Source organism: Planktothrix sp. FACHB-1365 (assembly GCF_014697575.1).
In the GTDB taxonomy this organism is placed as follows: Bacteria; Cyanobacteriota; Cyanobacteriia; order Cyanobacteriales; family Microcoleaceae; genus Planktothrix.
In genome coordinates, this window is sequence record NZ_JACJSC010000023.1 from 43,611 (window position 1) to 56,120 (window position 12,510).

Below are 12,510 nucleotides of genomic sequence, written 5' to 3' on the forward strand. Positions count from 1 at the left end.
AGTCCTCTCACGACATTTAAGATAGGGGGGAGATTAACTTAATTTTTGCCAAGCTACCGAGTTAAAAGGATGTTTCACTTTTTAACGGTCTGTCAGCGCTGTAAGCACTCGCTCAGGGCTTATCAGCGCGGGTAATAACCCTCACTGCTGTATTATGCCAAAACGAAAGAGGACATTTCCCTGTGGCCATAAAGGATATGGGAAACTTTGTCATCGTTGTAATCAACAAGAAGTGACACAAGATTCCCACAGTCAGGCTATGGAGGACAAACGAACTAAAAAACTAGAATGGGAAGCCTCCTTTGCTCAGGATATTATTGACCTGAGAGGCTTACCGGATTATGTCGTGATTAAAGCCAGGGCCATTATTGCTGGCTTAAATGACCAGAAAAGTTATCGAGACTTTGGGGGGAAGCGACTTCGCCATAATCGGTTTATTATCAGTATTCCCGTAACGCGGAATTATCGAATGCTTTGTCAAGATAGTGGTACTTTCCTCGTTCCCCAGAAAGTTCTTTCCCATGAAGATTACAACGTTTGTAAACCGGGAGATTAAATCGCTAAAATCCTAACCCGTTGATTGTTTTCCTTGATAACAAAACTTAACTTTTGATTGAGAAACATCCATGCAAATTTATCTCGACTATAGTGCAACCACTCCTCCCCATGCTGAAGTAATTACCCTAATGCAAAGGGTGATGGCTCAACAGTGGGGAAATCCTTCTAGTCTTCATGAGTGGGGTCAAAGAGCCGCAACGATTTTAGAACGATCTCGAATACAAGTGGCTCATCTGATTAATGCTCCACCGGAATCAATTATTTTTACTTCCGGGGGAACAGAAGCGGACAATTTAGCTATTTTAGGGGTAGCCCGTCAATATTCTCAACCCCAACATTTGATTATTTCTGCGGTGGAACATTCAGCTATTGCGGAACCCGTGCGAATGCTGGAACACTGGGGATGGGAAGTCACCCGATTACCCGTAGACTGTCGCGGACGCATTCACCCGTTGGACTTACAAGCCGCTATTCAACCGAATACGGTGTTAGTGTCGGTTATTTATGGTCAAAGTGAAGTAGGAACACTGCAACCGATTGAAATCTTAGGTAAAATAGCCCATTCCCAGGGGATTTTATTCCATACCGACGCGGTACAGGTAGCCGGACGTTTACCCTTAGATGTCCAGCAGTTACCTGTTGATTTATTATCCCTATCCAGTCATAAATTGTATGGCCCCCAAGGAGCCGGAGCCTTATATGTTCGGGATACAGTGACGTTAACGCCGTTGTTAGGTGGAGGCGGACAGGAATTTCAATTGCGTTCAGGGACGCAGGGGGTTCCCACTATTGCAGGATTTGGGTTAGCCTGCGAATTAGCCGCCCAGGAAATGGCCACGGAAACCCCTCGGTTAATGGGATTACGAGATCGCTTATTTGACTTATTGGCTGATGTGCCCTATTTATTACCCACAGGCGATCGCTTAAATCGTTTACCCCATCACGTCAGTTTCTCTGTTATTCCCCCAAAACATATTAATCCTGCAACCCTAACCGGAAAAACCCTGGTTCGTCAACTGAATTTAGCCGGAATTGGGATTAGTGCAGGTTCGGCTTGTAGCAGTGGTAAACTCAGTCCCAGTCCGATTTTATTAGCGATGGGATATGACGAAACGACGGCTTTAGGGGGAATTCGGTTTACCTTGGGACGGGATACCACCGAAGCAGATATTGATTGGACAGCAATGGTTCTCAAACAAGTCCTCAACCGTTTAATTCCCTGTGTCGCATTAGCACGATGTTAGGAGACTTCTACATAGCCTGAAGATCTCCCCTAACCTCCCTGTAGAGACGTTGCATGCAACGTCTCTACAGGGGAGAACTGGAAGTTCCAAGTCCCCCTTAAAAAGGGAGATTTAGGGGGATCAAACCCATTTTTTTAAACCCTAGTTAATCATTAGTTCATTTAAAATTATGTCGGAATTACCTAACAGTTTAGAAGAAGCAATTGAACAAGCTAAACAAGCAACAAAAGCGGCATTAGCTGATGGTTGTAAATTAATTCAAGTTGAATTAGTGTTTCCAGAAATTGAACTACAAGCTCAATCTATTGCTCAAGAATTTATTCCGGCGATAGAAGAACCGAATCATCAATTAGTAGTATTGTTCCCCGATACTGGTGCCGCAGCCTTAGCTCGTCGGGACTGGGGAAAAACCTCTTTTCGGGTGACAGATTTAGGAACATCCCGTTCTCCGGTTGAAACCCGCTTAGAACCCGAAGATCAGCAGTTTTTAGTCGTATCTCCGTCTGCGGTGGAAGTGGCACAGGTGGAAAAATTGTCCCAATTAGCCGGAAATCGCCCCGTAATTTTACTGAATCCAAAGCTTGAAGATATTGCTATTATAGGAATAGGATATGCTGCTCGTCAGTTACGCGAACGGTTTATCAAGACCATTGAGTCTTGCTATTACCTCAAAGCCTTAGAAGGTGCTGCGCTCAGACGTTGTTATCCTTCAATGTGGGAAGTTTGGTTAGAAATTGATGGGCAGTACCAGTTGATCACTGAGCAGCCGACAAAACCCGTCGGCGATGAACTGGATTTAATTCTGGCACAGGTGACTCAAGAAAGTGATGAGTCAGTGGCACAACCTGTCCAACGGCCCAAAAAAGGTGTTTTGTCTGGACTTCAGAATTTTATTCGCGCCTTAAGCCGATGAGTCCTGTTCCTACGAACACCCTCTAACGTGTGCAAGTGAATCAAAATGCTGACTCGACGCATTGTTATTGGTGACGTACATGGGCATTATGACGGGCTAATGACCCTTTTAGGGCGTATTGCTCCGGGTGCAAATGATCAAGTGTATTTTTTGGGGGATTTAATTGATCGTGGCCCCAAAAGTGCCCAGGTAGTTGAATTCGTTAAAAATAGCCCGTATCATTGTTTAAGGGGCAACCATGAACAATTGATGTTAAATGCTCTCCCGGAGGAGGGGAAAAATCCTCAAGCTTGGCAAGCATGGTTGTACAGTGGCGGTATGACGACCATTACCAGTTATCAAGATTTAGGGATTATTCCCAGAGATCATATTCACTGGATGGCGTCTTTACCTTTATATTTCGATTTAGGGGATGTTTGGTTGGTTCATGCGGGTGTTCATCCCCAAATGACCATTAAAGAACAAAATGAAGCGGAATTTTGTTGGATACGGCGAGAATTTCATAATATCCCTAAACCCTATTTTGCCAATAAATTAATTATTATCGGTCATACCATTACGTTTACTTTTGATGGCATTGAACCGGGACAATTAGTTCAAGGTCAGGGGTGGTTAGGAATTGATACGGGGGTTTACCATGCCAGAAGTGGCTGGTTAACCGGATTTGATATTACGAATAAAAAAGTGTATCAGGTGAATGTTCTGCATAATAATCAAATTCGGATTTTATCTTTAAATCGGGCTGTTGTCCATTTGAAACCGCCTTCTTTATTAGCTAGATTGAGTTATGTTAGACCTTAAATCAGTTATCAGTTATCAAGTATCCGCATTATCAGTTATCAGTTTAAGATAGATTAAAATTCGTGAAATCCTCTTAAATCCGTGGTTCCCATTACCTCTGATATTGAACGATGCGATCGCTTTCTTCAGATACAGAATAAGCCTGAATAATCGCATATAAATCAACATCATTTTCTAATAAACAAGCATGACCGCTATCGGGTAAAACCACCATTTGAGAATGGGGTAAGGTTTTCGTTAAATATTGGGCTTCTAAAACAGAAGGTAATAATCGATCCGCACCACTCGCAATGACTAAAACAGGAATATCAATTTCTCGAAGATGGGCTTCATTCGGTTTAAACGCTTGCAATAATTCTAATCGCCAAGCTGAAATTTGTTGAGGTAATGAATTCATAGCTGTTAATAAGGCTTGACGTTCCGATGTTTCAATGCGTCCTAAAGAAGCTAAAAAGGGCAGTAAACCCATCACCGAACTCGGATAAAACCAATCAGGAAGCCATTGAGTTAAATAGGAACCCCATCTTAACCAAGGTCGTTGTTTAAAAGATGAAGCGGGATTAACTAAAATTAAACGACTAAACCATTGAGGAGCTACAATAGCAACTAATAAAGCTAAACACCCCCCAAAGGATTCTCCACATAAATAAATCTCACGTTTAGGATTAGCTTTACGTTCCGCATCAATTAAATCAATGGTTTTTGAAGCTAAAGTTTCCCAGTCAGATTGATCCGTTTTAGGAATGGTTAAACACCGAATTTCAAACGCATCCATCAACCGGGGAATTTGAACAGTAAATAGTTTCCCTGTCCCATCCATTCCCGGTAAAAACAAAAATAATGGTAAATCGGGTCTAGGGGAAGTTGGTCGAAGAAAATGCAGGGTGTTTTCAGCAACTCTGGATGGTGTTAAGGAAGAAACAGTCATAATTTAGGTGTCAGATGTATGGAGCGTGGAGCGGGCGTCCCCGCCCGCTAACAGTATGTTAAGGTTAGGTTTCAGTCAGTCAGTAGAGACCTGCCTTGGCGAAGCCATGCCGTAAGGCTTTTGGCACGTCTGGACATAGTAAACAGTCAACCATTAACTTATATTTTGCGACACAATTTCAGGACAAGTCCGCTTCATTAAACCCGTGAGAACGTTTCCGGGGCCAATTTCCACCACTTGTTGAACTTCTAATGCTGATAATTGTAAACAAATTTCTCGCCATCGGACAGAACCTGTCATTTGTTGAGTTAGGCGTTGTTTTAACAAAGTTGCATCCGTTGTGGGGGTCGGGTCAACATTGGATAAGACGGGAACTTGTGCATTGTTAAAGGGAATTTCATCTAAAATTCGTTGAAATTCTGTAGCTGCTTCCGCCATTAAGGGAGAATGGAATGCACCGGAAACATTTAATTTAACGGCTCGTTTTACTTTAATATTTGCTAACACTTGATCAACGGCTTCCGGGGTTCCTGAAATCACAACTTGTGCGGCACTATTATCATTCGCCAAAACAACATTGTCTGTTTGTTGAATTTGTTCTTGTAACTGTTCGGAGTTAAACCCAATTAACGCCGCCATTTGTCCGCCATCTGCACTATCCATTAATTCAGCCCGACGTTTAACTAACGTTAAACCTGTTTCAAAATCAAAGACTCCAGCCGCATATAAAGCCACATATTCTCCTAAACTATGACCCGCCACATAATCAGGAGATTGACCTTCTTGTTTTAAGCGATCCACCAGTAAAGTTTCAACCACATATAAGCAGGGTTGGGTGTACAAAGTTTTAGAAATTTTATCTTCTGGATGGTTACAAATTTCAGGAACAGACCACCCCAGAATATTTTCTGCTAATTCTAATTGTGCTTTAAGTTCAGATTGTTCAAATAAATCTGCTCCCATGCCAATTTTTTGCGAACCCTGACCCGGAAAAATCCATGCTGTTTTTGTCATTGTTATTTTTTAAAGATTAACTGTTCACTTTTACACTGATTCTGGGCGGGGAAACCCCGCCCCTACAACTGATTATCTTCCCCATTCAAACACGGCAGCCCCCCAGGTTAATCCGGCTCCAAAACCAGATGTAACAATGCGATCGCCGAGTTTAATTTTTCCCTCTCGAACAGCTTCATCCAACGCTAAAGGAATAGAAGCCGCCGAAGTATTACCATATTTTGCTAAATTACTAATGACTTTTTCTGAGGGAATATTTAACCGTTCTGCGACAGCATCTAAGATGCGTTGATTCGCTTGGTGTAGAATTAACCAATCGATTTGATCAACAGTTAAATTTGCTCTAAATAATGCTTTTTCGATAACTTCTGGAACTTTTTTCACCGCAAATCGATAGATTTCTTGACCATTCATCGTAATGGGATGATAGGTTCCTTGACCAATCGTAATTCCCGGTAATATTTCTTGCGGTTGGGGTTGATAGGATAAATTTAAAGATTGATTTTGTCGGCCATCACTTCTAATTTCAAATCCCAATAAATGCTCCTGTTCATCAGCCTGTAAAATCACCGCTCCCGCCCCATCACCAAATAAAATACAGGTTCTGCGATCTGACCAATCAACCCAACGAGATAGAACATCAGCACCAATGACAAGAACAGTTTGATAGGCCCCTGTGCGAATAAATTGGGCGGCGGTAACTAACCCAAACACAAACCCCGAACAAGCAGCAGTCATATCAAAGGCGACCGCTTTAGTTGCACCCAATTGAGCTTGAATTAAACTAGCACTCCCAAACAAATCATCAGCCGTTGATGTCGCTAAGATAATTAAATCAATGGCGGCTGGGTCAAGGTTCGCCATGGCGATGGCCTCTTGAGCCGCCGATGTTGCTAATGTACTTAACCCAGTCTGGGGATCAGCTAATCGCCGATGCTGAATTCCCGTGCGAGAAGCAATCCATTCATCGGACGTTTCGACCCGTTGAGACAGTCCGTGATTATCCAGTAAAACCGAGGGAGTCGCCGATCCGCAGCCCGTAATTGCAATGCCTGTTATTGTCATCTAACCTCTGTTCTTTGTCATAAGCTTGAAGAAGGCAATCAGTGACGAGGAAAAAGGTAAAAGGTAAAAGGTAAAAACAAGAACATTTTGCCATTTTACTTTTTACTTTTGCCTTCAAATTGGGATTAACTACTGACAGCTTTTTCATCGGGTTGAAGGTGGTGGTGATATTGGGATTGAATGCGTTCTAGCACTTGGTTATCGATGGCATCTTTTGCCAAACGAACCGCATTAGCAATCGTTGGCCCTTTCGAGGAACCATGACTAATAATGCAGACTCCCGCCACCCCTAAGAGTAAAGCACCGCCATGTTCAACATGATCCACCCGTTGTTTAAACCGCATTAAACTGGGTTTGAGCAAACTTGTTCCTAATTTAGCCTGTAATCCAGAGGTTAATTCCTCCTTCAGCATTTGTAAAACGGCTTCTCCCACCCCTTCAGCAAATTTCAACAGTACATTCCCGACAAAGCCATCGCAGACAATGACATCAAATTTTCCCGATAAAACATCTCGCCCTTCAGCATTTCCACCAAAGGCAATTTCAGGATGATTTTCTAGGAGTTGATAGGTGCGAATGGCCAGATCATTGCCTTTACAGGCTTCTTCACCAATATTGAGTAACCCCACTTGGGGTTGGGACGTTCCCAGAACATAACGACTGTAAATCGTTCCCATCACAGCAAACTGTTCTAAAAATTTGGGGCGACAATCGACATTCGCACCCACATCCAACACCAAAACCGGAGAGTCAAGCTTCATGGTGGGCAAAACAGCACCGATAGCAGGGCGATCAATACCGGGGAGGCGTCCCAAACGCAACAAAGCTGAAGCCATTGCTGCACCGGAATGACCCGCCGAGACGACAGCATCCGCTTTTTTTTGCTTAACTAAATTCATTGCCACGTTAATTGAAGCCTTGGGTTTGCGTTTTAATGCTCCCAAGGGTTCTTCGTGCATTTCGATCGTTCCCTCAGCAGGAATAATTTGGGGCAGGGGCAAATTGCTAGAGTGGTGTTTGAGGGCGGATTCAATTTGATCGGGATCTCCGACCAAAAAGACTTCCACATCCCATTTTTCCTGGGCCATGATTGCCCCTGCAACAATTTCGGTCGGAGCATGATCTCCGCCCATAGCGTCAATTGCAATTCGTGCGCGAGTTGAACCCATTGACCAACGTTAGAGAAACCTTCAAAATTTTACCGGAAGATTGCCAAGTCTAAAAGAGGGGAGGGGGAGATGGGGAGATGGGGAGATGGGGAGATGGGGAGATGGGGAGATGGGGAAGAGTTTTTCCTTTATTCTTTAGTATTGGGTTGGTTTTGTATGGGTTTGATGTTTTTTAGTGCTTAAAAAATATGATTGATATTATTAGTTCGGGATTAGTGAGTGTTTGGCTGGAAATGGCAGGAGTGAATCAGGAAGGACTGAATGCCTCTGTGTTGGAGGATTTGGAAACGGAGTTATCGCAGGTGGTGTTTCCTCAACAGCCTGATCCGGTTGCGGAAGCGGTGGTGCAGCAATATTTGAATCGGTTATCAGCTAAGGGACTTTCAAAGGATATCCAGGGGGTCTGGGTGCAGTCCAGTTGGGTTCCCCTAGCGAAGAATTCGGGGACAACACCCTTGCCTGCTGCTTCTCTAACGAAGGTGGCGACCTCTTTGGCATCCCTCCAGGTTTGGAGTCCTGAACATCGGTTTGAGACGTTAATAGGGGTCACTGGGCCGATTGTTGGCGGTGTGGTACAAGGAGATTTAGTAATTACCGGAAATGGTGATCCGTTTTTTATTTGGGAAGAAGCGATCGCATTAGGAAATACTTTAAATCAAATGGGAATTCGCGGGGTTGCTGGCAATTTAATCATTGCGGGCAATTTTTATATGAATTATGAAGTTGATCCGTTGAAGGTGGGTGAATTATTGAAACAAGCCTTCAATTCAGCATCTTGGAATGAAGAAATTATCTATCAACATTCTCGGATGACACCGGGAACAGCTAAACCTCAAGTTGTAATTGCGGGAACGGTTGTTTCTCAATTGGGGGGCGTTAATTCAACATTAATTATCCGTCATCAGTCCTTAGCCTTAGCTGAAATTATTAAACAAATGAATATTTATAGTAATAATCTCATGGCTGAAATTTTAGCAGCTAATGTTGGGGGGGCTGCTAGAGTTAGGCAATTAGCAGCACAAGCCGCAGGAGTTTCTATCGATGAAATTCGCTTAATTAATGGTTCGGGGTTAGAACCTGAAAATCAAATTTCTCCCAGGGCTGTTGTCGGAATGTTTATGGCTTTAGCTCGATATTTACAACAGACTAATATTACCGTTGCTGATTTATTTCCGATTTCAGGAATTGATACCCAAGGAACTTTAGAAGATCGAAAAATTCCGGTTTATTCTCCAGTGAAAACCGGAACGTTATCGGATGTTAGTGCGTTAGCCGGGGTTTTACCGACTCGCGATCGCGGTTTAGTTTGGTTTGCGATTATTAATCGCGGAACAGATTTAGATGGGTTAAGAGCCGATCAGGATTTATTATTACAACAATTGGTAAGTCAGTGGGGTTCTCCTAATACTCTACCGGAATTAATTCAACCTCATATTGATAGTCATCATCCGGGTATTGGTGATCCGAATCGGAATCAAATTTTAGTCCAAACCGTTGCACCTTCTTCCTAAACTGTTCCTCGTTTCCTCGTTCCAATGCTCTGCATTGGAATGCTAATTTTGAGGCTCTGCCTCAAATTATATCAGGAGGCAGAGCCTCTTTAAGAACATTTCTAGGTAGAACCTAGAAACGAGGGAAAAATCGTCCTAACGTATTCGGTAGCATCTGTAAATAAATTAGGATTAATTTCTTTCATAAACTTCCTATAAAAAATTTATAAAAAGTTTTTCCAATTTTCACCATACTTGATAAAAGCAGCTTTCCATCCACTCGGAGGAGGCCAATCTACACCTATTATTTCTAGGTCTTTTCTTGTCCATCCTCCTTTAGAAGTTTGCAAAGAATTAACTAATTTTTCTCTAGCTTCTGGAGTAAGAGGAATTTTGTGTTGAGGACTCATTGTAAAATAGCTTTAATCTATACCTAATTAAATCAATTTAATTATACCAAAATAATTAAATTTTGTATCAAAAGCAATAATGATTTTTCTAAAATATGCTAAACTTGTTTATATGAGAAACGTTAAGCTCTAATAATATGGTATCCACTTTAACAACTCTACCCTTAGAAAACGGTGATCAATTAACTCGGATTGAGTTTGAACGTCGTTGTGCCACAATGTCTGATGTTAAAAAAGCAGAATTAATTGAAGGAATTGTCTATATGGCGGCTGCATTACGTTACAAAAGTCATGGAAAACCCCATGCTTCTATTATGACTTGGTTGGGGACTTATGAAGCAGCAACACCCGGAGTCGGTTTAGCGGATAATACAACAGTTCGTCTGGATCAAGATAATGAACCTCAACCGGATGCTTTATTAAGAATTGAACAGGGGGGACAATCTACAATTAGTGAAGATGATTATGTTGAAGGTGCGCCAGAATTAATTGTTGAAATTGCTGCTTCCAGTGCTTCTATTGATGCTCATCAAAAGTTAAAGGTTTATCGTCGTAACCAAGTCCAAGAATATTTAATTTGGCGAGTGTATGAACAGCAATTAGACTGGTTTAGATTAAGAGAAGGACAATATATTAAACTTTTAGCAGATTCAGAAGGCATTATAAAAAGCGAAATATTTCCGGGGTTATGGTTAGATGAACAAGCTTTATTAGCCGGAAATTTAGCTCAAGTTTTAGCGATTTTACAACAGGGAATTGCAACGGTTGAGCATCAAGATTTTGTTCAACAGTTGATATCTGAGTAAAGAAATTAAAGAAGGTGATGTAAAGCGATCTCTATTTTACCGAAAAAATCGTCCCAACGGATTCGGTAACACTCGTAAATATTTGTAGTTTCCTTGTAGTGAGGCGTTCACGCCTCAAAGTCAGAGTCCTAAAGGACTCACTACAAGTGTTAAAATTTTTAATATTGTCAAAAATGAGATGAGAAAAAGATGAGTAAGAAAACTGCACCTTATGGGTCTTGGAAATCTCCAATTACCGCAGATTTAATGGTAGAAGGAACCGTTGGACTGGGTGGGTTAAATTGGGATGGGGATAATATTTATTGGATAGAAGGTCGTCCATCGGAAGCAGGACGCAGTGTGATTGTTCGTTTGACTCCTGATAATCAATTAAATGATGTCACACCTCAACCCTTTAATGCCAGAACTCGTGTTCATGAATATGGTGGGAGTTCTTATACAGTTTATCAAGGAAACGTTTATTTTTCAAATTTTGTTGATCAACGCCTTTATCAACAGAAAATTCAAGGAGAAAATACCCCCTATCAAATTACTCCCAACCCTATTACTCCAGAAGGAGACTATCGTTATGCAGATGGGGTAATTGATACCCAAAATCAACGATTAATTTGTGTTCGAGAAGATCATACTAAAGGGGGAGAACCTGTTAATACAATTGTTAGTATTAATCTGAATAATAGTGACGATATTCGGGTTTTAGTCGAGGGTAATGATTTTTATGCCTTTCCCCGTTTAAGCCCCGATGGTAACAAATTATCTTGGATTTCATGGAATCATCCAAATATGCCTTGGGATGGTACAGAATTATGGGTTGCTGATGTTAATTCCGAGGGTTCTTTAGGAGAAAAAATCTTAATTGCGGGAGGAACAGAAGAATCAATTTTTCAACCCCAATGGTCGCCGGATGGGGTATTATATTTTGTTAGCGATCGCTCGAATTGGTGGAACTTATATCGCTATACTGGAAAAGTAGAAACATTATATCCAATGGCGGCAGAATTTGGTTTACCCCTGTGGGTATTTGGAATGTCAACTTATGGGTTTAGTTCTGCTGAAAAGATAATTTGTACCTACAGTAAAAATGGAAATTCCTATCTAGCAAGTTTGGATACTAAAACTCTGCAATTACAGGATATTGACACTCCCTATACGGCTATTGATTCCTTAACCGTTTCTGGAAATCAAGTCTTATTTATTGGCAGTTCTCCCACAGAAAGCAGTGCTATTGTCAAACTCAATTTAGACACCAGAGAATTAGAAGTATTAAGACGTTCTAGCCAAATTGTACTGGATAAAGGCTATTTATCCGTACCTCAACCGATAGAATTCCCCACAGAAAATGGTAAAACGGCTTATGGATTTTTCTATCCACCTCAAAACAAAGATTATCAAGCTTCAGAAGCAGAAAAACCGCCTTTAGTGGTAAAAAGTCATGGAGGGCCAACGGCGGCAACCTCTAGTAGTTTGAGCTTAAAAAATCAATATTGGACAAGTCGAGGTTTTGCAGTTTTAGATGTTAATTATGGGGGAAGTACAGGTTACGGACGGGAGTACCGTCAACGCTTAAATAAAAGTTGGGGAATTGTGGATGTTGATGATTGTTGTAATGGGGCAAAATATCTCGCTGAACAGGGTTTAGTTGATGGAAATCGGATGGCAATTGCGGGAGGAAGTGCAGGCGGTTATACCACTTTATGTGCCTTAACTTTTAAGGATGTATTTAAGGCGGGGGCAAGTTATTATGGAGTTAGTGATTTAGAAGCTTTAGCAACGGATACCCATAAATTTGAATCCCGTTATTTGGATAAATTAATAGGGGCTTATCCTGAAGAAAAAGCCATTTATCAACAGCGTTCTCCGATTTATTCTGTTGAAAAATTATCTTGTCCGGTGATATTTTTTCAAGGGTCAGAGGATAAAATTGTTCCTCCTAACCAAGCCGAAATGATGGTAGCAGCATTAAAAGCAAAAGGTGTTCCCGTAGAATACGTTTTATTTGAAGGAGAACAACACGGTTTTAGAAAAGCAGAAAATATTAAACGCGCCATCGACGGTGAGTTTAATTTTTATGCCAGAGTCTTCAATTTTGAACCTGCAAAATAAACCCTAAAT

At 41.5% G+C, this 12,510-nt stretch carries 12 protein-coding genes; 7 read left to right on the forward strand and 5 right to left on the reverse strand.

Going from position 1 to position 12,510, the window contains the following annotated elements; genetic code table 11:
• Positions 1-154: 154 nt before the first annotated feature.
• The 4 genes from H6G57_RS20740 to H6G57_RS20755 all read left to right on the forward strand — a co-directional run bounded on the left by H6G57_RS20740 (position 155) and on the right by H6G57_RS20755 (position 3,516).
• Positions 155-556, forward strand: coding sequence for a hypothetical protein (locus H6G57_RS20740; protein ID WP_190521961.1), 402 nt, complete (start codon positions 155-157; stop codon positions 554-556).
• Positions 557-626: 70 nt separating this feature from the next.
• Positions 627-1,802, forward strand: a complete 1,176-nt coding sequence (locus H6G57_RS20745) for a cysteine desulfurase family protein (protein ID WP_190521963.1) — start codon at positions 627-629, stop codon at positions 1,800-1,802.
• Positions 1,803-1,971: 169 nt separating this feature from the next.
• Positions 1,972-2,715 (forward strand): DUF1995 family protein, encoded by a 744-nt coding sequence (locus tag H6G57_RS20750; protein WP_190521965.1) that lies wholly within the window; start codon positions 1,972-1,974, stop codon positions 2,713-2,715.
• Between the two features lie 45 nt (positions 2,716-2,760).
• Positions 2,761-3,516: a metallophosphoesterase family protein gene (locus H6G57_RS20755; protein WP_190521967.1), complete on the forward strand. Its 756-nt coding sequence runs from the start codon at positions 2,761-2,763 to the stop codon at positions 3,514-3,516.
• A 91-nt stretch (positions 3,517-3,607) separates the two neighbouring features.
• Here H6G57_RS20755 and H6G57_RS20760 read toward each other — a convergent pair whose 3' ends face one another.
• The 4 genes from H6G57_RS20760 to plsX all read right to left on the reverse strand — a co-directional run bounded on the left by H6G57_RS20760 (position 3,608) and on the right by plsX (position 7,692).
• On the reverse strand, positions 3,608-4,444 hold the full coding sequence (locus H6G57_RS20760) for an alpha/beta fold hydrolase (protein ID WP_242049046.1): 837 nt from the start codon (positions 4,442-4,444) through the stop codon (positions 3,608-3,610).
• Positions 4,445-4,597: 153 nt separating this feature from the next.
• Positions 4,598-5,458, reverse strand: coding sequence for an ACP S-malonyltransferase (fabD, locus tag H6G57_RS20765; RefSeq protein ID WP_190521969.1), 861 nt, complete (start codon positions 5,456-5,458; stop codon positions 4,598-4,600).
• 72 nt (positions 5,459-5,530) lie between these two features.
• Positions 5,531-6,523 (reverse strand): beta-ketoacyl-ACP synthase III, encoded by a 993-nt coding sequence (locus H6G57_RS20770; RefSeq protein WP_190521971.1) that lies wholly within the window; start codon positions 6,521-6,523, stop codon positions 5,531-5,533.
• A 125-nt stretch (positions 6,524-6,648) separates the two neighbouring features.
• The gene (gene plsX / locus H6G57_RS20775; RefSeq protein WP_190521973.1) at positions 6,649-7,692 is read right to left on the reverse strand and encodes a phosphate acyltransferase PlsX; all 1,044 of its coding nucleotides are present in this window, start codon (positions 7,690-7,692) and stop codon (positions 6,649-6,651) included.
• A gap of 188 nt (positions 7,693-7,880) precedes the next feature.
• Between plsX and H6G57_RS20780 the strand changes: the two genes are divergently transcribed.
• Positions 7,881-9,203, forward strand: coding sequence for a D-alanyl-D-alanine carboxypeptidase (locus H6G57_RS20780; RefSeq protein ID WP_190521975.1), 1,323 nt, complete (start codon positions 7,881-7,883; stop codon positions 9,201-9,203).
• A gap of 203 nt (positions 9,204-9,406) precedes the next feature.
• Here H6G57_RS20780 and H6G57_RS20785 read toward each other — a convergent pair whose 3' ends face one another.
• Positions 9,407-9,592, reverse strand: a complete 186-nt coding sequence (locus H6G57_RS20785) for a hypothetical protein (protein ID WP_190521978.1) — start codon at positions 9,590-9,592, stop codon at positions 9,407-9,409.
• Positions 9,593-9,729: 137 nt separating this feature from the next.
• Here H6G57_RS20785 and H6G57_RS20790 point away from each other — a divergent pair, with 137 nt between their 5' ends.
• The gene (locus H6G57_RS20790) at positions 9,730-10,398 is read left to right on the forward strand and encodes a Uma2 family endonuclease (protein WP_190521980.1); all 669 of its coding nucleotides are present in this window, start codon (positions 9,730-9,732) and stop codon (positions 10,396-10,398) included.
• Positions 10,399-10,587: 189 nt separating this feature from the next.
• Positions 10,588-12,501, forward strand: a complete 1,914-nt coding sequence (locus tag H6G57_RS20795) for a S9 family peptidase (protein ID WP_190521982.1) — start codon at positions 10,588-10,590, stop codon at positions 12,499-12,501.
• The last annotated feature ends 9 nt before the right edge of the window (positions 12,502-12,510 follow it).